Consider the following 24,139-nt stretch of genomic DNA (forward strand, 5'->3'; position numbering starts at 1 on the left):
TCCGCGGGGTGCCCCGCGCACACGTTTCCCGCGGCGTGCCGAGGACGTGCCGGTCAGGGCAGCAGATGGGCGTTCGGCAGCTTGGCCAGGCCCTCGAACTCGGGCAGCAGGACGACGTCGGCGCCCGCGTCCACCAGCACCCCGGTCCCGTCGGCGGCCGTGACGAAGGTGTCCGGCTCCCGCCAGGCCGTGACCACCCGCCGCACCCCGGCGCCGACGATCAGCCGGGCGCAGGGCGCGGGCCGGGAGGCGCGGCGGGAGCAGGGCTCCAGGCTGCTGTAGACGGTCGCGCCGGCCAGGCGCGGGTCGGCCGGGTCGGTCTTGGCGAGGGCCGCCTCCTCCGCGTGCACCACCGGGTCGCCGCCCTCGCGCGAGTGGCCGCGCGCCAGCTCGGTGCCGTCGGCGGCCACCACCACCGCGCCGACGCTGAAGGCCGTCCGGGACGGCGGGCACAGGGCGGCCAGCTCGCAGGCGGTGCGCAGCCAGTGGCGGTCGGCGGCGGTGGGCTCGGGGCCGGTGCCGGGCGCGGTGGGCTCGTAGCGCATCAGAACGACGTCCTCGATCCTGCGGGTCTCGGTGAGGTGGAGCCGGCCGCCCTGGTAGCCCCCCGGCCCGAACAGCCGCGGTGCCGCCGGGTCGCCCACGAACAGCGGGGCGAGGACGAGCTGGAGCTCGTCGGCGAGGCCCTGCTGGAGGAGCTGGGTGTGCACGGTGCCGCCGCCCTCGACCATCAGGCGCCGCACCCCGCGCACGTCGTGCAGGTGCTCCAGGAGGGCGCGCCAGTCGAGCTCGGGGCCGAGCGCGACCACGTCGGCGGTCGGGCCGAGGGCGCGCGCGGCCGGGTCGGCGCCCTTGTCGGTGGTGTACACGAGCTTGTCACCGCCGGTGTGCCAGAACCGCGCGTCCGGGTCGAGGTCGCCGGAGGCGGTGACGGTGACCTTCAGGGGGTACTCCGCCCTGCCCTCGGCGCGGCGGGCCGCGCGGCGCTCGGGCGAGTTGACCAGGAGCCGGGGGTTGTCGGCGCGCAGGGTGCCGGCGCCGACCAGGATGGCGTCGGCCGAGGCCCGCACCTCGTCGACCCGGTCGAAGTCGGCCGGGGAGGACAGCAGGAGCCGGTCGGGGCCGGTGTCGTCCAGGTAGCCGTCGAGGGAGACGGCGGCGGACAGCAGGACGTACGGGTACGGCATCGGCGCGCTCCCTCGGGGAGGTGGTGGACCGGCGATCTTGGTTCAAGTTTGAAGCAAACCTACACTGGCGGCATGACGACCCGCTGGCTCACGCCCGAGGAGCAGCGCGCCTGGCGCGCCTACATCGCCGCCTCCCAGCTCCTGGAGGACGCGATCGACCGGCAGCTCCAGCAGGAGGCCGGCATGCCCCACCTGTTCTACTCCGTGCTGGCCAACCTGTCCGAGGCACCCGACCGGCGCCTGCGCATGACCGACCTCGCCGAGACACTGAAGATCACGCGCAGCAGGCTGACGTACGCGGTCACCCGGCTGGAACGGGACGGGATGGTGCGCCGGGAGGACTGCCGCTGGGACAGGCGCAGCAGCCTCGCGGTGCTGACGGACGCGGGCATGGCCGTTCTGGAGCGTACGGCACCCGGGCACGTCGACACGGTCCGCGCGAGCCTCTTCGACCGGCTCACGCCCGAGCAGGTGGGGCAGCTGGAGGAGATCTGCACCGGTATCGCCAGGGGACTGCAGGAGCCGGAGGCCGGGGGCGCGGCGGAGGACGTGCCGTGGCGGAGGCGGTCGTCGCCGTGCTCCGGGCAGCCGCCGGCGCAGTCGTAGCTCCGGAGGCCCGCCGGCGGTGTGCCGCGCCACAGGGCCACTGCAATCCATTGCTTTAACTTTTAAGCATGCGGTAGGGTCCCGATCGAGGCGCCTGCTTCAAATCTGAAGCAGATGCCCAGGAACGGAATCCGGAGGCCCGCATGCCCGACATCCCCGCCGCCACCCCGCGCGCCCGCGTCCGGGTACCGCTGCACTTCCCCGACGGCTACCGCGCCGACGCCGAGATCGTCACCTTCCACGGGCTGACCGACGGCCGGGAGCACCTCGCCGTCGTCCTCGGCGAGCCCGGGCCCGTCCCGCTGGTGCGCCTGCACTCCGAGTGCCTCACCGGGGACGTCTTCGGCTCCGCCCGCTGCGACTGCGGTCCCCAGCTGCGCGAGGCGGCCGAGCGCATCTCCGAGCGCGGCGGCGTCCTGCTCTACCTGCGCCAGGAGGGCCGCGGCATCGGCCTCTACAACAAGCTCGACGCCTACGCGCTCCAGGACCAGGGCCTCGACACCTACGAGGCGAACGCAGCCCTCGGGCTCCCGGAGGACGCCCGCGACTACACGGCCGCCGCCCAGATGCTGCGCGCCCTCGGCATCGGGGAACTGGACCTGCTGTCCAACAACCCCGACAAGGCGGGGCAGTTGCGCGCCCACGGCATCGCCGTGCGGGACCGCGTGCCGACCGGCGTCTTCACCACGGCCCACAACGTCCGCTACCTCCGGGCGAAGGTGCTCCAGACCCAGCACACGCTGCCCCTGCCCGAGCTGACGGCGGGCTGACCCCGCCACGCCGGACGACCGTGTGACGCATGTCACGACTCCGCGGTGGGAATCGCTGGGGTCATGACAGATGACGCGAGAGCGAGCAGTTCGGCGCACGGCCTGTCGGACGAGGAACGGCTGGCCCAGCTCGGCTACACCCAGGTCCTCGCCCGCCGCATGTCGGCGTTCTCGAACTACGCCGTCTCCTTCACGATCATTTCCGTCCTGTCCGGCTGCCTGACCCTCTACCTCTTCGGCATGGTCACCGGCGGCCCCGCGGTGATCACCTGGGGCTGGGTGGCGGTCGGTCTGATGACCCTGTTCGTGGGCCTGTCCATGGCCGAGATCTGCTCCGCCTACCCGACCTCGGCCGGCCTGTACTTCTGGGCCCACCGACTCGCCCCGCCCCGCTCGGCGGCGGCCTGGGCGTGGTTCACGGGCTGGTTCAACGTGCTGGGCCAGGTGGCGGTGACGGCGGGCATCGACTTCGGCGCGGCGTCCTTCCTCGGCGCCTGGCTGAACCTGCAGTTCGGCTTCGGGGTGACCCCGGGCCGCACCGTCCTCCTCTTCGCCGCGATCCTCCTGCTGCACGGCCTGCTGAACACCTTCGGCGTCCGCATCGTCGCGTTCCTCAACAGCGTGAGCGTGTGGTGGCACGTCCTCGGCGTCGCGGTCATCGTCGGCGCCCTCACCTTCGTCCCCGACCGCCACCAGCCGGCGTCCTTCGTCTTCACGAAGTTCGTCAACGAGACCGGCTGGGGCAGCGGCCCCTACGTCGTGCTCCTCGGCCTGCTCATGGCGCAGTACACCTTCACCGGCTACGACGCCTCCGCCCACATGACCGAGGAGACCCACGACGCCGCGACGGCGGGCCCCCGGGGCATCGTCCGCTCGATCTGGACCTCCTGGATCGCCGGCTTCGTGCTCCTGCTCGGCTTCACCTTCGCCATCCAGTCGTACGGCAGGGAGCTGGCCTCCCCGACCGGCGCGCCTCCGGCCCAGATCCTCCTGGACGCCCTCGGCGCCACCACCGGCAAGCTGCTCCTGCTGGTCGTGATCGGCGCCCAGCTCTTCTGCGGGATGGCCTCGGTGACCGCCAACAGCCGCATGATCTACGCCTTCTCGCGCGACGGCGCGCTGCCCTTCTCCCGCGTCTGGCACACGGTCAGCCCCCGCACCCGCACCCCGGTCGCCGCGGTCTGGCTGGCCGCCCTGTCCGCCCTCGTCCTGGGCCTGCCCTACCTCATCAACTCCACCGCCTACGCGGCCGTGACCTCCATCGCGGTGATCGGCCTCTACATCGCCTACGTGGTCCCCACCTACCTGCGCGTCCGCAAGGGCGCCGCCTTCGAGCGGGGCCCCTGGCACCTGGGCCGCTGGTCGCTCGCGGTCGGCGTCGTCTCCGTCGCCTGGGTCGCGCTGATCACGGTCCTGTTCATGCTCCCCCAGGTCTCCCCGGTCACCTGGAAGACGTTCAACTACGCCCCGGTCGCCGTCCTGACGGTGCTGGGCTTCGCCGCCACCTGGTGGTTCGCGTCGGCCCGCCACTGGTTCCTGGACCCCGCCCGCACCCGCGCCCCCGCACCCGCGGCGACGCCGGCGAAGTGACGGGGGGAGCCCCGCGACGCGGCCGGGTCCCCGATACCCGATCGGAGACCCGGCCTCGTCCCGCTATGCTCGGACAGGCAACATCGCCAGGGCCCTTAGCTCAATTGGCAGAGCAGTGGACTTTTAATCCATTGGTTGTGGGTTCGAGTCCCACAGGGCCTACCGGTGGCAGGCGGGGCACATCGTCTCCGACCTGCCGGACAGCGCCCGAGCCGGCTCCGGCCGGCTCGGGCGCTGTCTCGTTCGTCAGCCGTGTGACGACATGTCACGGCTCCCGTCGATCCGCCCGGCCGGCTCGGACGGATCGACGGTCAGCTCGCCCCTCAGTCCCGCCAGGACCGCCTCGCGCATCGCCGCGGTGGCGACGGCCAGGGTCGCCGGGTGCGGGAGGTACGCGTCGGTGTGGCAGGCGGGCCGCACCGGGCCCAGCCGGCCGCCGGGTTCGCCGGAGCCGGTGAACCAGTACACGGCGGGGCTGCCGAAAGCCCGGGCGAGCACGCTGACGTCGTCCGAGGCCAGCGCGGGCGGGACCGTGAGGTGGCGCACCGCGAGCCTGCTCTCGTGCACGGTGGCCAGGCGGTCGCGGACCGGTGCCGCGTTCTCCACGCGGGGGACGTGCGTCTGCCGGGTCAGCCGGACCTCGTCGCCGTAGCCGAGGCCCGCGGCGGCGGCCTCGGCCCGCACCAGCGCCTCGACGCGCCCGAGGACCGTCTCGCGCACCCGTTCCTCGAAGGTGCGGACGTTGACGGTGAGGGTCGCGCACGGCGCCCGCAGACCCGGAGCCGACGGTGCCGCCAGCCCCGGCACCGAGACCACGGCCTGCTCGAACGGCGCCACGTCGCGGCCCACCACGGTGTGCAGGCGCTGGGTGAGACCCGCGGCGAACAGCACCGGGTCGGGCCCGGAGTCCGGTGAACCGGTGTGGCCGCCGGGGGCGCGCGCCGTGACGACGAGCGTGTCGGCGGCGGCGAGCGCCGTCCCGGGGGTGGAGACGAGCACGCCGACCGGTGCCATGGCCGAGACGTGCTGGCTGAGCAGCAGACGGGGCCGGGGGACGGCGTCGGCCAGGCCGTCCTCGACCATCCTGGCCGCGCCGCTGCCGAGTTCCTCCGCGGGCTGCAGGATCAGGACGATCCGCCCGGGCGGCAGGTCCGGGCGGGCCGCCAGCTGCGCGGCGGCGGCCGCGAGCGCCACCAGGTGCAGATCGTGCCCGCAGGCGTGCATCACGCCGTCCACCTCGCTGGCGAAGGCCGCGCCGGTGCGCTCCTGGAGCGGCAGGGCGTCCAGCTCGGCGCGCGCCGCGACCACCGGTCCGGGGCCGCGGTCCAGCACCGCGGCCACGCCCGTGCCCCCGATCCCGCGGGTCACCGTGAAGCCCTCGCGTTCGAGCACCCCGGCGAGGAGCCCCGCGGTGCGGTGCTCCTCGAACCCGAGCTCGGGCCTGCGGTGCAGGTCCTGGTAGAGGGCCGGGGCCCAGTCGGGCACCCGGAGGGTCATCGCTCGGCCGCCGTGCGCCCCTGGGCCGCCCTCATCGGCGTCCCGGACCGCAGCGGGCGGGTGGCCAGCAGGGCCTGGACCATGCGGTCCTGGTCCGCCGGCCGGGCCGGCTCGACGGGTTCGAACGCCCGGCGCAGGACCGTCGCCAGCATGCGGGAGGAGGCCTTCGTCCGTTCCTCGTCGTCCTCGTGGCCCGCGCGGGCGACGAACCCGCCGACGACCGCCTCGACGGACAACTGTCCCTCCGGGGAGCAGACCGCGTCGACGAGCAGGCCGTTGTCCCGCAGCAGTTCCAGGTAGGGCGGCCGCGCCAGGACCGAGACGAGCGAGATCCCGAGGGGGTCGGGGCTCGTCCGCGCCGCCACGTGGGTGCCCAGCACGCGGGCGTCGCCCGTGTTGTAGGCGCGCAGCACCGGGTTGGCCATGACCATGCGGTACAGCACGCAGCTGGTGCCGTGCAGGGTGGCGAGCCTGCTGTCTCCGGGCAGGTGGGCCATGAACCGGTCGTGCACCCGGCCGAACTCCCGGACCAGCACGTCGTCGACGATGTCGTCCTTGCTGTTCCAGTGCGTGTAGACGGTCCCCTTGCCGATACCGGCGTGCTCGGCGACGTCCTGCACGCTGATCTTCGGGTAGCCGATGCGCAGCACGAGGTCGACCATGGCGTCGAGGACCCGCGCGGAGCGGCTACATCGCTCGTCGCCCGGCTGTCCGTTGCGGGGCCGGTCGGTGGTCGTGGTGCCGAGCGGCTGGAAGGCGGCCTGTCGGGCAGTGGTCAACATCGCGTATCCCCCGTGAATGTTGTGATTTCCGTACCCATGAACGCTGCTTCGGCCACGTCGACGGTGATCGTCCCGTCCGGGCCCGGGCAGCCGATGATCAGCTGGAACAGCGGCGCCAGTCCCTCCTCTCCGGTCACCGCGGCGAGCACGTCGGCGCGCAGGCTGTTGTGGATGCGGCCCACGGCGCCGGCCGCGGCCGCGGCGAGCAGGACCCGGTGCGCGATCCGGGCCGCCGCGGCGGTGCCGGCGTGCAGGTCCCGGATGTCGGCCGTGACCGCGTCGGCCGGGGCCGCGACGATCAGCGTCGCCGAGGCGCTGAGGTAGTCCGGGGCGAGCCAGCCCATCGCGTCCTGCCCGCGCTGGAGCAGCACCGTGGGCTCCAGACCGTCCCGGACCGTCACCGGGCCCGGTCCGCCGAGCCGGTGGCAGCCGGGCTCCCAGCGGCGGGCCGACGCGTCGAGGCAGGGCCGGTGGACGACCAGGAACGCGTCGAGCCGGTCGTCGAGGCCGTCGAGGACCGTAGCCACGTCGGTGGGCAGCGTCCCGAGCCGGCCCACCGGGTCGGCGCCCAGGGCGTTGAACACCCGGTGCCCGGAGTGCCGCCGCCGCACCAGCGCCAGGTGCCGGGCGACCGCCGGCAGGTCGGGGCCGCCGGGCGGCGGGTCCAGCGTGACCCGGCCGACCGGCCGCTCGTCCGGGCCCAGGTCGAGCAGCTCGCCCCAGGGGCCGGTCCGCCCCCGGTCACCCAGCTCGGCGACCGGGTCCGCCGCGACGCCCGCGTGCCGGGCCGCGTCCGTCAGGGCCGCCAGGACCAGGCCCGCCTCCTGCAGGCACAGCCGGGTCGCGTACCGGTCGTAGCGGTGGGAGACCTTGGACTCGCGCACCGTCAGCACCAGGGTGAACCGGGAGCCCGGTCCCGTTCCGGTGGACGGGGAGACCGGGACCAGCCGCGGATCGCCGGGCTCGACGTACCACGCGCCGGTGTCCGTCACCAGGTACAGCTCGACCGGGTAGAACCCCCGCGCCGACGCCGGCCCGCGGTGCGCCCAGCCGCCGGCGTGCGCGAGGTCGCCGGACTCCCAGCGCAGCGGGACGTGCACGCACCACAGCAGGGCGCGCAGCCAGTCGGGCACCCGGGGCCCGTCACCGGTGCCGAGGGGACGGACCGCCGCGGGCCGCTCCCACCCGGGCTCCCCCGCGGGCAGCAGCGAGGCCGGGTCCAGCAGCAGCGCCCGCAGCCGCTCGGCCTGCGGCCAGGGCTCCAGCAGCGGCGCGCCCGCGCTGGTGCGCGGGCCGCGGCGGTCGAGGCCGGGCAGGGCGCGGGCGCCCGGCAGCGGGCGGGCCGGGCGGCCGAGGAACCGGGCCACGGCCTCCGCCGCGACGGCGGCGGCCGCCACGGCCCGCTCCACCTCGCCGACCGGCTCGGTGAGCCGGCCGGCGCCGGGCTCGAGCGCCACCTCGACCCCGCCGATCCGGACCAGGACACCGGAGGCGGGCGACAGCGCGGCCTTCACCGACAACTGGCGCAGCGCCGCGTCCAGGGGCGGTAACCAGTCCGCCGGCGCGCCCACGACGGCCTCGGCGACGAGCAGCGCAGCGCACCGCTCGTAGGGCGCGTCACCGGCCTGGTCGGCGACGGCGAGGAGTGCGCCGGGGATGTCCGCGGGGCGCGGCACGGCCTCCCGGCGCAGCGCGCCGCGGCTCTCCAGGTAGTCCAGTGCGCGGCCGACCATCGGGCGCCGGGCCTCCGGCACCCGGGCCAGGACCGCGGACTCGGCCGTCCGGCCGTCCAGCAGCGGCGCCAGGCGGTGCAGCAGCGGATGCAGTCCGGCCGGGCCCCGGTGGTGGCCGGTGCGGGTGGTCAGCAGCGTGCTGTCCGGTGCCGCCACCGCGTGCACGCCGCCCAGCAGCCGTGGGAAGACGTCAGGAGTCATAGGCCTGCCCTGTGAGCACGAGCCGGCGGATGGACAGGGTGGGCAGCGGGTGGAACTCCACCGGCGCGCACACCGCCAGCCGGGAGAACCGGCCGAGGACCGCGCGCACCGCCGCGACCGCCTCCAGCTGGGCCAGCGGAGCGCCCAGGCAGTAGTGGACCCCGTGCCCGAACGACAGGTGGCGGCGGGTGGGCCGGTCCAGCAGGAAGCGCTCCGGGTCCGGGTTGAGCCCCGGGTCGTGGTTCGCGGACAGGATCCACGCCGAGACCAGGGCGCCGGCCGGGACGGTGCCGCCGGACAGGGTGGCGTCGCGCGCCGCGATCCGGGTCACCTGGGCGAACGCCGGCCGGGTCCGCAGCGCCTCCAGCACCAGGTCGCCGACCCGGTCGTGCTCCCGCACCCGGGCGTCGAGCGGCGGGCTGACGCACAGTTCGTGGACCGCGGCGGCGATCAGCGAGGTGGTGGTGACGTGGCCCGCCAGCAGGATCAGGCCGCTGAGCGAGGCGATCTCGTCGACCGTGGCCGGCACCCCGCCCACCTCGGCGGTCGCCAGCCGCGACATCAGGTCCCCCACCGGCCGCGCCCGCCTGGCCGCCGCCACGTCGGCGAGGTACCGGTGCATCGCGTCCATCTCGGCGGCGTCGCCCCGGCTGAACCCGATCGACCAGGTGCGGAACCGGTCGTGCTGCTCCTCGGGCAGCCCCAGGAAGCGGGCGATGACCCGGATCGGGAGCGGATAGGCGAGGTCGCGCACCAGGTCGAACCGTTCCGGCGCGAAGCCGGCCACGAGTTCCCCGGCGATCTCGTCGATCGCCCGGGTGAGGCCCTTCACCGAGGCGGGCGTGAACGCCTGGTTGACGATCCGCCGCACGCGGGTGTGGTCCGGCGGGTCCATCATCGTCAGGTTCCCCCGGCCGAGCTGCGCGGTGGGGGGCATCAGACGGCTCCGGTCCGAGGAGAACGACTCGCTGTCCGACAGCACGGTGCGCACGTCGTCGGCCCGGAACACGTGGTGCATGCCGGCGAGTTCGAGGACCGGGGTGTCCTGCCTGGCGTCGGCGAGCCAACGCAGCAGCCGGGTCCACCCCGCGCCGTCCAGTTCGGTCAGGGCCGGGAAACCGGCCGTCGGCGCCGCCCTCACGGGAACGGGTGGGGGTCGGGGTTCAGCCGGTCCCGGCTCAGGTCCGCGTCGAGCCGGCCGAGCCGCCGGGGCAGGCTCAGCAGCCGTGGCAGCCCGTCGATCCGCCGGTTGCGGTAGCCGAAGGTCATCGGCACCGCCCCGGGGACCAGGACCTTGACGCAGGTGAAGCCGCCGGCCCGGTGCTCGGGCGTGGTCTGGTCGACCACCAGCACCTCGCCGACGCGCTCGGCCGCGGCCCGCAGGTCCACCGTCAGGTCGTCGCGGTCCGGGCGCAGCCGGTCGGGTCCGCCGACCTCGTCGATGCCGATGGTCGGGCCGCCGAAGAGGAAGTCGAGCCGGTGCGCGGCCTCCGGGTGCGCGTAGAGCGCGGAGTGGTCGGGCATGGTGACGACGCTGTACGGATCGCGGACCATCCGCGCGGCCCGCTCCTCCTCCGCCGGGTAGCGCCGGATCACGTCGCTGAGGATCGGCCCCAGCTCGTTCAGCGCGTTCAGCAGCGCCCGCTCCGGGTCCAGCCCGGCCCCCGCGGTGCACAGCAGCGCGGGGCCCTTGCGCTCCGGGTGCGCGGCCATCACCCAGACGGCCGGGATGCCGTAGTCCGTCGTGATGTCGAAGGCGTGGATGCGGTACCCGGTGCTCGAGCTGATGGCGCCCGCCTGGAGGGGGACGCGCGGGTCGTGGCAGGAGTCCAGGTCGATCGTCGGCGGGACCGTGCGGGTGTACCAGGTGCACAGGAAGGCGTCCCGCTCGACCGTCTCCATCAGCCCGTGCAGCGCGGCCTCCTCCCAGGAGGAGCCGAGGGCGCAGCCGTTGGACACCTCGTAGTACGAGACCGGGTCGTCGCCGCGGAGGCGGTGGCAGTAGTAGTACGCCAGGGCCTCGGGCACCAGGCGGGCGCCGCCGGTGGCGAACGAGTGCGCCCACACCCACCACACCGGCCGGTCCGGGTCGAACCTGCGGTAGCGGAAGGACGGGTCGTCGTAGCTCTCGTCGGGATGGCGGCCGAACACGTCCGGGTGCACGGCGTGCGCCGCGAGTTCGCGGTACGTGCCCCGCACGGACGTCCGCAGGCCGCCCGGGGCCACGCCGCCGTAGCGCTCCAGGGCTTCCAGGATCGCGGTCAGCTCGCTGGTGCGGTAGTCGCGGCTGCGGCCGTAGCCGGGCTCGGCCAGGTTGTCGAACCGCAGCGGCATCGAGGCGCCCGACATCACCAGCCCGCCCTCCGCGCCGCGGTCGGTGCGCCGGATCAGGCCGCTGAAGGAGTCGACGTAGGTCTCGCGGACGGTGTCGAACTCGGCCAGGACGTCCCGGGTCCGGGAGCCGAACGGGGTGATCTTCGGGGCCGGTTCCGGCACGCGCCGGGCCCGCTCGGCCGAGTCCTCGGGCAGGGTTCCGCAGTGCGGGCAGAAGGGGTCGGGCAGGAAGCGGTGGCGGCGCGTCGCCAGGGTGGCCAGGTCGACCACAGCCACCTGGCGCGGCCCCTCCCGGCCGGCCGGCTCGTCCGCCACCAGGGCGGCGGCCGCGTCCGCCACGACCCCGGCGGCCAGTTCGTCGAGCAGCCGCGGCACGTCCCGCTCCAGCCGGGCGGCGTGCTCCTCGCGCAGCCGGGCCAGCCACGGCCTGCTCGCGTCGACCCGCTCCCGCCGCAGCTCCAGGCAGTGCGGGCAGCCCGCCGTGCCCGGCCGGGTCAGCGGCCCGACGACCACCCGGTCGACCTCGGTGTGCACGGCCAGCCAGGGGCGGTCGGCCGGGCCGTCCGCCGGGACGCGCCAGCTGTCGCTCGCCCGCACCTCGACGCCGAGGCGGGCGAGCGCGCCGGCCAGGCCGCTCGCCAGCAGCTCGGACGCCGCCGCCTGTTCGCGGCCGGTGTTCGTCAGTGTCCCCGTCATCAGTCCACTACCACCTTCACTGCCGATATTCCGAGCCGGACGACGCCGGGATCGTGGTCGAGGTCGACGACGGCCGCGTCCGGTGCGTGCAGCGCCACGGCGCGGCGCAGCTCCGCCAGCGGGACCGGGGCCGCGGTGGGCAGGCCGACGGCCTGGCCGGGCCGCGGCACCGGGGCGCTCCAGTTCCGCGGTACGAGGTCGGCGCGGCCGTGCAGGAGCACCTGTTCGGCGAGTACGGCCCGTTCCAGCGCGCGGGTCGCCGCGGCCGCGTGGCTGACGCCGCAGGCGTACGCGGTGCCGTGGCGGCTGGTCGCCACCGCGGTGGGGACGTCGCCGTCCGGCACCACGCCCAGCCAGGCATCCCGGTCGCTCAGCCGCAGCTGCTCCAGCGCCGCGCGCACCCCGGCCGGGAGGTGCTCCTCGTGCACCACGCGCGCGAGGGGGCCGGTCCCGCCCGCCGCCCGGGACTCCAGGACGCCGAGCAGCGCCGTGGCCAGGGCGTCGTCCCGGGTCTCGGCCGCGGCGGTGCCCAGGGCCGGTCCGGCGCCCTCGCCGCGGCGCCGGGCCCGGTCGACGGGGACGAGCACCGGGGCGTCGTCGGCGACCCGGCGGCCGGGCAGCAGGTACCGCCCGGGCGCTGAGGCGATGCGGTCCGTCGCGGCGCGCAGCGCGTCCAGGCCGGCGTCGGCGCCGACGACCGGTTCGCCCGCGGCGTCGGTGACCGCGCGCGGGTCGAGGGTCGACTCCAGGTGCAGCGCGAAGGCGTCGAGCACCACCCGGCGCCGGGCCTCGGCGTAGTCCGCGCCGTCCGCCACGATCTCCGCGTCCAGCGGCCGGACGGGGGACCGGCCGACGACCCGGGCCCGGGTCAGGTGCCGGGGCACCTGGGGCAGGTCGTCCTCGCCGATCTCGCGGACGACGCCGTGGACCGGGTCGACCGCCGCCATCACGCGTTCGTCGAACGGCCCGGTCACCTCACCGGCCGGGGCCGGCCGCCAGGGGTGCGGCAGAGCCCGCCAGGTGGTGGTCTCCTCGCGGGTGACCATGGGGCCGCTCCAGGGGTCGCCGGCTCCGAGGGCGGCGCGCCGCACGAGCTGCGCCGCGGCCGTGCGGACCACGTCCGGGCCAGGCCGCCCGTCGCGGAGGTCACCGCAGCGCAGGGCGGTGACGACCTCCGCGAGCTGCCCGGCGTCCATCGGCCCGGCGACGACCGCGGCGCGCTCGGTGAGGAGCACGACGCCGGCCCTGCCCGCACCCGCGGCGGCCCGTACCTCGTCGAACCAGTCGCCGAACAGCGGGCCGGCGCCCAGCAGGACGCCGGGGAGCGGAACCGCGCTGCGCTCCACCGCGCGGGCCAGGTCGTCCCGCTCGCCGGCATAGGTCACCTCACCGGGGGCGCCGAACCGGCGCAGGGCGCCCACGGACAGCATCGCGTCCCGGACGCGGCGGGCCTGCGCGGCGTGCGCGTCACCCAGGGCACCGGCCGCCCGCTCGACGTCCCGGCCCTGCTCGACCCAGGCGGACACCATGCGGATCCAGGCGGACAGCCCGGTCGACAGCTCCAGCGGTCCCGACTCCGACAGGCCGTACGTCCTGCCCTCGTGATCGATCGTGTAGGTGTTCATCCGCCGGATCGTGCTCATCGGCTCCGCTCCTCGTCGCGCCGCGGGCTGGAGCCCACGATGAACTGGCCCACGCTGCACTCGACGAGCGGATCGCGCCCGGTGGCCTCGGTGAAGGCGACCGCGTCGTCCGTGCCCAGGGGGCAGCCCGCGAGCCCCATGGCGCTGCAGGTGCCGGCGAGCGCGTGGTAGAGCACCCCGGTGTTCTTCAGCACCACCGCGTAGCCCATGCCCTCGTACTTCCACATCACCCTGCCGACCCGGGCCGCCACGACCAGCAGCACCTGGGGGACGGCGCCGGTGGTCGACCCCTGGGAGGCGACCCGCAGCATCCGGCGCACGGCGTAGTCGTCCACCGGCCGCACCAGCTCCAGCTCGTGCCGGTGGGCGTCGTAGTGGTACATGCCGCTGTCCAGGCCCGCGCACCGGGTGACCACCGGGTACAGCTCCAGCTCGTACACCGAGCCGCCGGAGGGACGCGGGGAGCTGACGAACTCGACCCCGTCCTCCTCGTGCACCCGCCGCACCCGCGCGGTGCGGTACAGCAGCTCGCCGAGCTGGGCGACCGAGATCGGCGCCGCGTCGTCGTGCACCCGCTCGGACCGGCGCCGCTCGCAGACGTCCAAGTACGAGCCCTCGTCCCGCCGGCGGTCCGCGAGGTCGGGTACGGCGAGTTCCACCCGGGGGCCCGGGTAGGGCGGCGGGGCGGCCGGCTCCGGATCGAGGCCCGCCGCGCGGCCCCACCAGGTGCCGCCGAACCCGTCGCCGACATAGCCGCGGTAGCCGAGCCGGCTGCGGTCGTGGAACAGCAGCTCGTGCGGCCCCCACTGGCGGTAGCGCAGCTCCCGCGCCTCCTCGCCGTCCGGGTCGGTCAGGAAGCCGGTGGCGAGCAGCTGCCCGCGCAGGGCGGCCGCCAGCCCGTCGGCCGCGGACGCCGGGCCGGCCCCGGGGTCGAGGGCGGCGGTCAGCAGCTCCCGCCGGTGCACCGTGATCTCGGCGCTGGCCAGCGGCGACTCCAGGATCAGCGCGCCGGCCTCGGCCCGGATGACCGCGAACCGGGACAGGTCCAGCCGCCCGTCCGCGGCGGGCGCCGCCCCGCGGGCGCGCAGCGGCCGTACGACGAACGCGACTCCGCGGTCGTCGCCGAACTCCTCGTGCAGCCAGCCTTCGCGGCGCAGCAGCTCGGTGACCTGGTCGTCCGCTCCGGCCGGCTGCCCGGCGCCGGCCAGCCGCGCGATCACCTCGGCCGTCGGGGGGCCGGCGGGCAGGCTGACGTGGTGCGGCCAGGCCATCAAGTGGGTGCGCCCGCCGCGCTCGGTGCTGAACACGCCGGCCCTCAGGCGCTCGGTCCGCTCGGCGGCCCTCTGCGGTGCCTGGGTCACGATGCGCCCTCCTCGGCAGTCGTCGGTTCCTCGCGTGCGTCCAGGGCCGTGGCCACCAGGTGGCACAGCCGGTAGCGGCCGGCCGGTGCCACGCCGAGCCGGGACAGCTGGAGGTAGAGCAGGTTGACCGCGAAGCGGTAGACCGCGAACCAGTCGGAGGTGCGCACGTCCTCCCAGGCGGCCGACCCCACCAGCGCGCGGTGGAAGGCGCTGCGCCCGGTCAGTTCTGCGGTGAAGCCCTCGGCCATCGCGGGCAGGGCGAACTCGCCGCGTTTCTGGGCCAGTTCGGCGGCCTGGACGACCGGGGTGATCGCCCCGATCCAGTCCCGCACGTAGGCGGGCCGGTCCGGGCCGGTCGCCACCGCGAACAGGCGGCGGCGCAGCGCGGGTGCGGCACGGCGGGCGGCGGCGTCCCAGGCCGCGCGCACCTCCGGCGTGGCCTCGAGGTTCAGGTACGCCTCGGCGTGCGAGCGGAAGGACGTCGCGGCCGCGACCAGCCCGTCCCGGCCGAACTCCTCGGCGGTCGCCGCCATCAGGTCGGTACAGGCCGGGCCGAGCCGCTCCGCCGGCGCCGCGCGCAGCAGCCGTAACGCCGGCACCGTCGCCGCGTAGTGGAAGTCCTCCAGCAGGGCGCGCAGGGCCGCGTCCGTGCCGTCCGGTCCCTCCGCGTCCGCGTCGGTCCAGGTCAGCGAGTTGTCGGCCAGCCAGTCCTGCCGCAGTTCGACGCCGGAGCGGTCGGCGATCAGCTGCGCCCGGTCCCGGACCTGAGCGAGCGTCACCGTCCGGGTCGACGGGCTGGAGCGCAGCACCTCGTGCAGGCGTCCGTCGATCCGCGCCCGCACCGTGGCGGTCGCTTCGGCGGGACCGCGCACCCCCAGGCTCAGATGCGGCCCCCGCTGCCACTCCCGGGTCACGCGGAACCGGCAGCCGGCCGCCTCCGCCAGCTCGGCGCACTCCAGGAGCGGCCCTGCGAGGAGGCCGTTCCACCGGTCCTCCGCGTGGTAGGCGAACAGTGCCCGCTGCTCCGTGACGTCGCGGCCGGCGAGCGTCCCGGCCTGCCCCCGGGCCCCGGTCACGCGCCCGCCTTCGTCTCGGCGAGCAGTGCCTGCGCGAGTGAGGCGCGCAGCGCCAGCTCTGTGGGCATGGTGACTCCTATCCGGTTCGCAAACAGGTGAATGCAGATGTCCAGCGTCGCGATCGGGTCCTCCGCCTCCGCCGTCGTGAACGCCACGCCGCCGAATCCGACGGCCGGCGGCCGGTAGTCGTCCCCCGCCGCCCGCAATCGCGCCTCGAGCCGCTGAAGGGACCGGGCGAACGCCTCGACCGGCGCGGGGGCCCGCTCGAGCAGCGCCGTCACCCGCTCCAGGTCCAGTCGGGTGGCGGCCGGGATGCCGGCCGCCGCCACGCGCCGGGCCCAGTCGAGGCCGGCGGCCCGGCTGCCGCGTGCCGTGAGCAGGCGGGTGAGGACCAGCACGACCAGCGAGTCCCGGGTGGCGGCCGCCGGGCCGGCGGCCAGCAGGTCCAGGGCGATCCGGGTGCTGTCGTCGAAGTGCTCCTCGCACGCCGCCAGTGCCGCGCCCCGGCCGTAGCGCTCGTGCTCCGGGGAGTAGGCGGCCCGTACGACGGAGCCGTCCGGGACCAGTTCGGCGGCCGACGCGGGGTCGCCGATCCGTGCGCGCAGCAGCGCGTACTCCTGCGCCCCCATGGTCCGTTCGGACGGGTGTTCCCGGCACCAGCGGCGCAGTTCGGCCGGCACCCGCGCCTCCAGGCCGGCCAGCGCGGCCCCGGACGGCGCGCGCAGCCGCAGCCGCACATGGGGTCCGCCGTCCCAGTAGCGCAGGACGAAGGCCCGGTCGGCGAGCCCGTCCGAGCGGACGGCGCGGATCAGCGGCGCGACCGCCTCGACCAGCAGCCGGTCCTGACCGTGGTGCTGGTGCACATGCCAAGAGGCCCAGGTCGTCACCGGCGTACCCCCACCTCGACCGCGTACTCGGTCACATGACCGGGACCGGCCAGCGGATCGGGCAGGCTCTCCTCGACGATGGCGAACTCCGCCTGCCGCAGCATCTTCTGCGCGTCCGCGAACAGCAGCGGACTGGTGAGATCGACGAACACCGGTTTGCGCGCCTTGCTCTGGCCACCGCCGTGGTCGGCGGAGCTCCACGCCCGCAGGAAGAAGCGGCTGCCCATCCCGTGCGCGGCGAGCCACTGGTGCCAGGCCCGCAGCGATCCGCGCGGATCTCGCTCGCCGGGGAACTCCTCCCGGCGCAGCAGTCGGCGCGTGCGCTGCAGCACGGTGGCTCCGAGCGTGATGCGCGGGGTCGCCGGCTGGAGCGTCGCGGCGCGCCCGGGCGCCTGGGGCGTGAACGCCGCGATGCTCGGGTGGATGAGGTAGGCGCTGCCGAAGACCTGCTCCAGCAGCCTGGCGAACGGCGGCAGCGTCAGGTCCGCCGCCATGCCCAGGTGCACCGGGCGCACCGGACGGCCGTCCTCGTCCCGCAGTGCGGGCAGGCCGTGCGCCCCGGGCACGACGCGCACCGCCGCCATCGGCAGGCGCTGCTCGCGCGGCCGGTCGCTCGTGGCGCCGGGGTACTGCAGCTCCCGGGGGGCCGTGGCCGCCCGCGCGTTCAGCGCCGACCCGAGCAGTCCGCCGATCTCCACGATGTCCTCGTCTGCGGCGGGGACCAGGTCCTGGGCGGGGATGCCCGCCCGTGCCGCGAGACGGCCCCGGCCGCGGCCGTGCCCGCCGTGCACGACGTTCACGACCCGGCGGACCGCCGCACCGGGGACCTCCTGGAGGTAGAAGGTGGCCGACCGGTTCGGGTGCGCGAACGGGAACGCGTCGAGCAGCCGGCGTACGTCGTCCACGGTGAGCGGGCCCTTCGCCGCGAGGGCCAGCACGTCCTCGGTGAGGCGGGGCAGCGCCGTGCCGAACTCCCGTACCAGGGCGCCGGAGCAGTGGGCGAGGTCGGCTCCCCACGGCGGCGCGGCCGGCCCGATGATCCGGCCGACGTCGTCGCCGGCGTCGAGGCGCGCCCGGGCCAGGCTGTCCAGGGCGACGGTCAGCGGTATGTCGTAGTCCGCGCCGAACCGGCCGGCCAGGTGCTCGGCGGCGGCGAGCTTCGCGGGGAACTTCACGTCCGTCAGCGCCAGCAGCCGCCGGGCGCAGTCGAGTTCGTCGAGGGTGGCGGGGTCCGGGCGGTCCGGCAGGTCGCCCGGCCAGTCGGCGGCGACCGACATCTCGTGCACCTCGGCCGCGGGCAGCCGGGCCCCGAGCCGGTGTGCCACCCGGGCGACGGCGTCCGTCGCCGCGCTCGCGTCCGCGGCCGCCAGCGCGGCGTCCAGGGCCGCGAGTTCGGCGGCCAGGTCCGCCTCGCCCCGCGTCCCGGCGATCGCGGCCCACGCGGCCCAGGGGCGCGGATCGTGGTCGGCGACGGGACAGCAGGGTTCGATCAGCCCCGCGGTCAGGCACTTGGTCACGAGGGCGGCCCCCGCGGGCACCTTCGCGGCCAGGCCCGACGCGGTGTCACCGGGGGCCAGGGCCCGCAGCAGCGCCTCGATCGCCGGGTGCGCCGCGGCCCGGACGGCCTGCTCCCGCGGGCCGCCGCGGATGAACAGCCAGCCGCCCTCGACCGGCACCAGGCTGGGGTTGACCCGCACCTCGGGGTCGGAGCCCGCCAGCGCGGCGTGCAGCGCCCCGGTGAGCAACTGGATGACCGAGCCGTCGAGTTCGGCGAGCAGCCGCTCCCCGGCCGCCTCGCCGCCGCGGTGCCCCCAGCGGGCCGGGACCGTGACCATCCAGGAGCTGAACGGGCTGGTCTTCGCCGCGGCGCGGGCGGCCATGCGGGCCAGCCGGAGGAGCCGCTTGCGCTGCGGCGCGCCGGTCTGCCCGGTCGCCCACCGGTGCGCGGTGGCGGCCAGCTCCGGGCTCGTGGCCCGCAGGCCGGTCGCGAAGCGGGGGTCGAGGCACAGCGCACGCAGGTGCTCCACGTCCTCGCGCTCGGCCGCCGCCAGTGCCTCGTCCAGCTCCGCGGCCAGTGCGCGTGCGTGTTCCCGGGCGGCCGCCCAGGTCCCGAACGCCGTCGCGGCGTCCTCGGACATCAGCGGTAAGGCCTGCTGTGCGGCCCGCCGGGACGCGTCGCCCTGGCGCACACCGCGCCGCGCGGCGACGAGCGCGGCCCGCTCCTCACCGGTGCGCGCGCTGATGTCCTGGAACAGGGCCGCGTCGGCCCGTTCGGCCGATTCGGCCAGTTCCCGGACCGACCGCGCCTCCTCGGACAGCAGGTGGTCGACGCGGGCGTGGTGCAGGCCGCCGAGCGCCGAACGGCTCAGACCGGCCACGCGGACGAGGACGACCTCGTCCGCCAGGACGTCGTGAGAAAGGACCGGACAATCATCAACAGGACCCACCCTGCTACCCCCGTGCTTCGCCCGCGATCGGGCCAAGAATGAACGTGACGGTCGTCAGTCAGGCCACCTGAGCGGTGCTCACCTGCTGAGCGGCGACGCGGCGTGCCGTCGCGTCGGCTGCCCGGGTAACTGCGCCGGTCTGAAGCGCGCTGCACAGGCCCACATCACCGAGCACCCCCATACTCGTGTCCATGACCCAGCCCGGCCGGCGGCATCTGGCCGCGGGCTCGCGCTCGTCCCCGTACGGACCGGGATCGGCGGTGCGATCGGCACCGGCCGTGTGATCGAGGTCCGAGCCCGCGCGTCTGCGGCTTCCGGTGACCGCGGGCGTCCACATGTGGTGCGGTGCGCGGCTCCGCCACACACCGATCCGTTGCTGTGATCAATAATCTTATGATCTGTCAAATCGACTCTAGTGAGGCTCCAGCGGATAGGCAAGGAGATCGCGAAGCGGATTCCCCCGGCGCGCCACCGCTGTCGGCAACGGACCGGCAAAGCGTGTCTGACCTGCGGTTTTACCGCGTTCACCGGTGCCGTGCGGAGGGCATCACGAACACCGGCCGCGCCCATGTCGCGAGGCCGGTGCCGAAAGACGCGCGAGAGGCCCTAGGCCTCCGCGCGGAACGTTCTGGTGCCGAACCAGACGCCCAGCAGACACAGCAGCACGGCCCAGCCGCCGCCCCACAGCACACCGCTCGACGACAGGTCGCCGGCGAAGCAGGAACGGACCGCGTCGACGACGTGCTTGACCGGCATCAGTCCCGCCGTGACGCGCAGCCAGTGCGGTCCCAGAGTGACCGGCAGCAGGATCCCGGACAGCAGGACGATCGGCATGAGCAGGGTGTTGACCACGCTGCCCATGACGCGCTCGTCCTTGGCGGCGAGGGCGATGGCATTGGATGTCGCCGCGCACGCGGCGCCGAGGAGCAGCGTGATGACCACGCCGACGAGCAGCTCGGGCAGCGGGGCGTCCATGCCGAAGGCGTAGGCCAGGGCGACCAGCACGGCGCACTGGACCAGCAGTTGGACGAGGTCCCTGCCGAGCCGGCCCAGCAGCAGGGCGGACCGCGGGGCGGGGGTGACCCGCTCGCCCTCGATCACGCCGTCGCGCCACTCGCCGATCACGCCGTACCCGGTGAACGCGGCGCCGAACACCGCCAGCTGGACGAGCAGGCCGGGGACGAAGAGGGTGTACTGGTTCACGGAACCGACCTGCGCCGCGACCGACTTCAGCAGGGGCGCGAACAGCACCAGGTAGAGCACCGGCTGGAGCAATCCGGTCAGGACCATGGCCGGGCTGCGCAGGGTCATGCGCATCTGACGGCGGAAGACGACCATCGTGTCGTGGAGCATGGAGGAGGCCTTTCTCGACGTGCTCAGCGCGCGTCCCGCAGGGAACGTCCGGTCAGGGTGAGGAAGACGTCGTCCAGGGTCGGGCGGCGCACCTCGAGCGACACCAGCTCCACCCCGGCCGCGTCCAGCTCGCGGGTCAGGCCCGGCAGGACGGTCCCGGAGCGGTGCACCCGGCCGGCGATCCGCAGCCCGGTCACCGCGGGTTTGTCGGCGGCCGCCTTCTCCACGACGCGCACGGCGGCGTCCACCTGCTCCGGGTCGGCGACCTCCACCTCGACCAGGTCCCCGGAGATGCGGTCCTTCAGGGCGCCCGGGGTGTCGGCCGTGACCACCCGGCCGTGGTCGAACACGATCACCCGGTCGCTCAGCATGTCCGCCTCGTCGAGGTAGTGCGTGGTGAGGAACACGGTCATGCCGTACTCCTCGCGCAGTTCGCGGATGTGCCCCCACAGGTTGGCGCGCGCCTGGGGGTCGAGGCCCGCCGTCGGCTCGTCGAGGAACAGCAGGCGCGGCTGGTGCACCAGCCCCATGACCAGGTCCAGCCGCCGGCGCTGCCCGCCGGACAGCGACCGCGGCACACGGGTCCAGACGTCGGGCAGGTCCAGCCGCTCGAGCAGCGCCCGCGCCCGCCGGGTGGCGGTGGCCGCGTCGAGGCCGTACAGCAGGGCGCGGTCGACTATCTCGTCCCCGGCCTTGGCGAATCCGCCGGCCGAGCCGCTCTGCGAGACGTAGCCGATCTGCCGGCGCACCTCGCGCGGCCGGTCGACGATGTCCTGGCCGGCGACCCGGGCCGATCCCGAGCTGGGCGGGGTCAGCGTGGTGAGCATCCGCAGCGTCGTGGTCTTCCCGGCACCGTTGGGCCCCAGGAAGGAGACGATCTCCCCCTCGGCGACCTCGAACGTCGCATCCGACACCGCATCGACCTGCATCCGCTCTCTACCCCGCCGAACGGTGTAGGACTTGGCCAGTCCGGACGCCGAAATCATGGTGCCACCTCGCTCGTTCTCAGGTTTCGCCGCGCAGTCGCGCAGGGGTGAGGCACGCCGTGGTCCCGCGGCGCACCAGTGCGCCGCGGGACCAGGCGGAGCCGGCTACGGGTGGACCCCCCGGGAGGCCACCCGTTCACCGACGCTGCCTCAGTTGGAGCTGCAGGAGCAGCAGATGTAGCAGAAGCAGTTGGTCGACGCACCGACCTCGGGCATGCCGTGGTCGGCGGTCAGCGCGGTCACGGCGCCACCCTGCTCCACGACGTCGAACACGTCGATCGACAGGTCGTTGACGTCGACGAAGTACTCCTCGTTGTTCCCCATGAGATGTCCTTCCGTCCCTCTGTTGGCAGACCCCCCAAGTGAATCCGGGGGGAACCCCGGATTCGAAGAGCCGCTTACATCCTGGGCCGCGGAAGGACCCCGGGTCACGCGTCGGAAACCGATGACCGGAAATCAAAATCGGTCACGGGAATTGGGTAAAATCTCTTTTTACGCTGCGACGCGAGGAGGCGGGCAGCCCTCGCAGGGCCGCCCGCCTCCTCGTGTGCCACGCCGGTCCGCAGGTTCAGCCGACCTTGCGGCGGGCCCGCAGGGCGGCGCGCCGCTGCTTGGTGGCCAGACGCTCCGCGATGCCCCGGATCTTGGGGTCCGCGGCCTCCCGCGCCGCCTCGACCTCCTGCCGGGCGGCGTCGCCGTGCAGTTCACCGAGGGCCATCAGCGCGGCCACGGCCAGCTGGGACTCCGAGCCCTGCACGACGGCGCCCAGGGCCTCGGCCGCGTCCTCCGCGTGCGGGTGCCCGATGTAGCACAGGGCGTCCGCCGCGTGCTGACGCACCGTGTGATCGTCCGAGCCGAGCGCCTCCACCAGCGCCGGGACGGCCGCCGCGCCGAACGCGGCCACGTCGTCGGTCAGGGCGTTGCGCTCCTCGATCGGGTGACGGTCGCCCAGCAGCGCGACCAGGTGCGGGACCGCCCGGGGCTCCTGGATGCGGCCCAGCGCCCACCGGGCCTTGCGGGCGACCGTCTCGTCCGGGTCCGTGATGTACGGCAGGATGGCGTCGACGGTCTCCGGGTTGGCGAACTTGCTGAGCACGTGCAGCGCCTGCACCCGCACGTGCGAGGGCCGGTCCGGTCCGGTGGCGGCGAGCACCGCCGGCCGCGTGGCCTCCTCGAGCCGGACGACCGCCCAGGTCATCGTCTCCCGTACGAAGAAGTCCGCCTCTGCCCACAGTCTTTCGACCAGCACGTCCGCGAGATCGGTCTCGAACTCGGTCCCGATGGTGAGCGCCACGCCATTGCGCACGCTGCGATCGGGATCCGACAGCTTTTCGGCCAACTCTTCTGCGGACACTGCACTGTTCAGGGGCTGTGAGGTCGACATGCGTCGCAGCCTAGCAAGATAGAGGTCCATTTAATTCCGATTTTCAGTTGTTGCTAGTTGAACGAAAGCCGCCACGCCGTCTTTTCGGGGCGGCACCGAAACCGATAACATGATCGAACTCGTGAACGATCGACCTGAAACCTAACAAATCGGCCAAAAAATTGATATTCAGACCAACACGGATGTTGCTGTGGGCCACGGCGGGTGTGGTGGCCCTGGGGTTCCTCGTCGCCCTGGAGATCATGGCGCGTCACTACGGCGTGCGGGGACCGCTCACCGCCCAGGTGCGCGAGGTGGTGTACCCGCCCAAGTCGGGCTTCCTGCTGTACGCCTGCATGGCGCTGATGATGGTCGTGCTCACCTGGCGGGAGCGGTTCATCGCCGCCGGCGCCGCGGTCGGCATCGACCTCGTCTTCTTCGTGGCGCGGTGGGCGCTCGGCATCGACGTCGACCTGGACGAGGCGCACCCCTTCGGCAACGGCGCGTTGTGGGTCGTCATGGGCTGCGCGGTCATCGCCGTCACGCGCCGCACCGGCCAGGAACGGGTCCTGCTGCTGAAGGGCATCGGGCTGGGCCTGCTGCTGGTGGCCGGCCGCAAGACCGGCGACGCCTGGCTCCTCATCACCTCCAAGAGCCGCCCGACGGTGCTGGACCCGTACGTGGCCACCGCCGACCACGCCCTGGGCAACCCGTCGTGGGTGGTGGGACGGCTGGTCCGGGCGAGCGGTTCGATCGGCTTCCACCTGCTCGACGTCGTCTACGGACAGCTCGCCGTGGCCGCGGTCGTCGTCGCGATGTACCAGCTGCGCAACGTGGCGGCCGAACGGAAGTTCCCCCGCCACCACCTGGTGCGCACCTTCCTGGTCATCGGCCTGCTCGGGCCGGCCGTCTACATGATCTTCCCGGTGGTCGGCCCGGTCTTCGCCTACGGCCCCGGCGCCTCCGGCACCGGCGGCCTGCACTGGGCGGTGGCCAACCTGTGGCCGGACTCCCCGCCGCCGCTCAGCCCCCCGCACCCGGTCACGTACGACGCGATCACCCCGCGCAACTGCATGCCCAGCCTGCACACCGCGTGGGCCACCGCGATCTTCATCCACTCCCGCACCGGCCCGCGCGTGCTGCGCTTCGCGGGCACCTTCTGGCTGATCGCCACCCTGACCGCGACGCTGGGCTTCGGCTACCACTACGGCGCGGACCTCGTGGCCGGCGTGGTGTTCACGCTCACCATCGAGGCGGCGCTGCGCGCGCAGGTGCGCGACTGGGACCGGTCGGGACTCCAGCTGGCCGCCTACGGCGCGACGGTCTTCGTCGCGCTCCTGCTGTCGTACCGCTTCCTGCCGGTGCAGATGGCAGGGCGTCCGTGGCTGTTCGGCCCCGTCCTGCTGCTGGCGATGGGCTCGGTGGTCTACGGCTACCTGCGGACCACGAGGCAGTGGGAACCGGCCCCCGCGGCACTGCAGCGACCGGAACCCCGGCCCGAGATGGTGTGAGACGCCGCCACACGCCAAGTGGCCCTGAAATCAACGCTGTTGGTGATGGAGACACCTACGCTGGTGTCTCCGTCGCCAAGGGGGGAACACCCATGCGTCAGGTCGCTCTCGGCAGC

General features: G+C 74.5%; 19 protein-coding genes and 1 tRNA gene. 5 read left to right on the forward strand and 15 right to left on the reverse strand.

The window, feature by feature from the left end; all coding sequences use genetic code 11:
- Positions 1–53 precede the first annotated feature (53 nt).
- Positions 54–1,187 carry a dihydrofolate reductase family protein gene (locus AQJ66_RS16225; RefSeq protein ID WP_061921796.1) on the reverse strand — a complete coding sequence of 378 codons (1,134 nt, stop codon included), beginning with the start codon at positions 1,185–1,187 and terminating at the stop codon, positions 54–56.
- A gap of 72 nt (positions 1,188–1,259) precedes the next feature.
- Here AQJ66_RS16225 and AQJ66_RS16230 point away from each other — a divergent pair, with 72 nt between their 5' ends.
- The 4 genes from AQJ66_RS16230 to AQJ66_RS16245 all read left to right on the forward strand — a co-directional run bounded on the left by AQJ66_RS16230 (position 1,260) and on the right by AQJ66_RS16245 (position 4,315).
- The gene (locus tag AQJ66_RS16230) at positions 1,260–1,793 is read left to right on the forward strand and encodes a MarR family winged helix-turn-helix transcriptional regulator (protein WP_061921799.1); all 534 of its coding nucleotides are present in this window, start codon (positions 1,260–1,262) and stop codon (positions 1,791–1,793) included.
- A 143-nt stretch (positions 1,794–1,936) separates the two neighbouring features.
- Positions 1,937–2,563 (forward strand): GTP cyclohydrolase II, encoded by a 627-nt coding sequence (locus AQJ66_RS16235; protein WP_061921802.1) that lies wholly within the window; start codon positions 1,937–1,939, stop codon positions 2,561–2,563.
- A 63-nt stretch (positions 2,564–2,626) separates the two neighbouring features.
- A complete protein-coding gene (locus tag AQJ66_RS16240) occupies positions 2,627–4,153 on the forward strand; it encodes an amino acid permease (RefSeq protein WP_061921805.1) in 1,527 nt (508 codons plus the stop codon).
- An 89-nt stretch (positions 4,154–4,242) separates the two neighbouring features.
- Positions 4,243–4,315 (forward strand) — tRNA-Lys (locus AQJ66_RS16245).
- Positions 4,316–4,399: 84 nt separating this feature from the next.
- Here the strand turns inward: AQJ66_RS16245 and AQJ66_RS16250 are convergent.
- From AQJ66_RS16250 to AQJ66_RS16320, 14 genes are all read right to left on the reverse strand, one after another.
- Entirely contained in the window at positions 4,400–5,650 is a 1,251-nt protein-coding gene (locus AQJ66_RS16250; protein WP_061921808.1) for an amidohydrolase, read from the reverse strand.
- The gene (locus AQJ66_RS16255; RefSeq protein ID WP_061921810.1) at positions 5,647–6,432 is read right to left on the reverse strand and encodes a TetR/AcrR family transcriptional regulator; all 786 of its coding nucleotides are present in this window, start codon (positions 6,430–6,432) and stop codon (positions 5,647–5,649) included. Before AQJ66_RS16255 ends, AQJ66_RS16250 begins: the two co-directional genes overlap by 4 nt.
- A complete protein-coding gene (locus AQJ66_RS16260) occupies positions 6,426–8,366 on the reverse strand; it encodes a nitroreductase family protein (RefSeq protein ID WP_061921813.1) in 1,941 nt (646 codons plus the stop codon). Before AQJ66_RS16260 ends, AQJ66_RS16255 begins: the two co-directional genes overlap by 7 nt.
- Entirely contained in the window at positions 8,356–9,507 is a 1,152-nt protein-coding gene (locus tag AQJ66_RS16265; protein ID WP_061921816.1) for a cytochrome P450, read from the reverse strand. The genes AQJ66_RS16260 and AQJ66_RS16265 overlap by 11 nt, the downstream gene beginning before the upstream one ends.
- The gene (locus tag AQJ66_RS16270) at positions 9,504–11,396 is read right to left on the reverse strand and encodes a TOMM precursor leader peptide-binding protein (protein WP_061921819.1); all 1,893 of its coding nucleotides are present in this window, start codon (positions 11,394–11,396) and stop codon (positions 9,504–9,506) included. The genes AQJ66_RS16265 and AQJ66_RS16270 overlap by 4 nt, the downstream gene beginning before the upstream one ends.
- Entirely contained in the window at positions 11,396–13,039 is a 1,644-nt protein-coding gene (locus AQJ66_RS16275; RefSeq protein WP_061921822.1) for a hypothetical protein, read from the reverse strand. Before AQJ66_RS16275 ends, AQJ66_RS16270 begins: the two co-directional genes overlap by 1 nt.
- The gene (locus tag AQJ66_RS16280; RefSeq protein ID WP_061921825.1) at positions 13,036–14,400 is read right to left on the reverse strand and encodes a SagB family peptide dehydrogenase; all 1,365 of its coding nucleotides are present in this window, start codon (positions 14,398–14,400) and stop codon (positions 13,036–13,038) included. The genes AQJ66_RS16275 and AQJ66_RS16280 overlap by 4 nt, the downstream gene beginning before the upstream one ends.
- Positions 14,397–15,476, reverse strand: a complete 1,080-nt coding sequence (locus AQJ66_RS16285) for a lantibiotic dehydratase C-terminal domain-containing protein (RefSeq protein WP_061921828.1) — start codon at positions 15,474–15,476, stop codon at positions 14,397–14,399. The genes AQJ66_RS16280 and AQJ66_RS16285 overlap by 4 nt, the downstream gene beginning before the upstream one ends.
- Positions 15,473–16,363: a lantibiotic dehydratase C-terminal domain-containing protein gene (locus tag AQJ66_RS16290; protein ID WP_159052574.1), complete on the reverse strand. Its 891-nt coding sequence runs from the start codon at positions 16,361–16,363 to the stop codon at positions 15,473–15,475. Before AQJ66_RS16290 ends, AQJ66_RS16285 begins: the two co-directional genes overlap by 4 nt.
- Positions 16,360–18,810, reverse strand: coding sequence for a hypothetical protein (locus AQJ66_RS38865; protein WP_159052575.1), 2,451 nt, complete (start codon positions 18,808–18,810; stop codon positions 16,360–16,362). The genes AQJ66_RS16290 and AQJ66_RS38865 overlap by 4 nt, the downstream gene beginning before the upstream one ends.
- 606 nt (positions 18,811–19,416) lie before the next feature.
- The gene (locus AQJ66_RS16305) at positions 19,417–20,163 is read right to left on the reverse strand and encodes an ABC transporter permease (RefSeq protein WP_061921840.1); all 747 of its coding nucleotides are present in this window, start codon (positions 20,161–20,163) and stop codon (positions 19,417–19,419) included.
- Positions 20,164–20,186: 23 nt separating this feature from the next.
- On the reverse strand, positions 20,187–21,149 hold the full coding sequence (locus AQJ66_RS16310) for an ATP-binding cassette domain-containing protein (protein WP_061921842.1): 963 nt from the start codon (positions 21,147–21,149) through the stop codon (positions 20,187–20,189).
- Between the two features lie 150 nt (positions 21,150–21,299).
- Positions 21,300–21,473 (reverse strand): thiomuracin/GE37468 family thiazolyl RiPP peptide, encoded by a 174-nt coding sequence (locus AQJ66_RS16315; RefSeq protein WP_061921845.1) that lies wholly within the window; start codon positions 21,471–21,473, stop codon positions 21,300–21,302.
- Positions 21,474–21,717: 244 nt separating this feature from the next.
- On the reverse strand, positions 21,718–22,455 hold the full coding sequence (locus AQJ66_RS16320) for a HEAT repeat domain-containing protein (RefSeq protein WP_061921848.1): 738 nt from the start codon (positions 22,453–22,455) through the stop codon (positions 21,718–21,720).
- Between the two features lie 260 nt (positions 22,456–22,715).
- On the opposite strand from AQJ66_RS16320, the gene AQJ66_RS16325 reads away from it, so the two are divergent.
- Positions 22,716–24,023 carry a phosphatase PAP2 family protein gene (locus tag AQJ66_RS16325; RefSeq protein WP_208611376.1) on the forward strand — a complete coding sequence of 436 codons (1,308 nt, stop codon included), beginning with the start codon at positions 22,716–22,718 and terminating at the stop codon, positions 24,021–24,023.
- Positions 24,024–24,139 lie beyond the last annotated feature (116 nt).

Origin of the sequence: Streptomyces bungoensis, from assembly GCF_001514215.1 — a bacterium.
GTDB lineage: Bacteria > Actinomycetota > Actinomycetes > Streptomycetales > Streptomycetaceae > Streptomyces > Streptomyces bungoensis.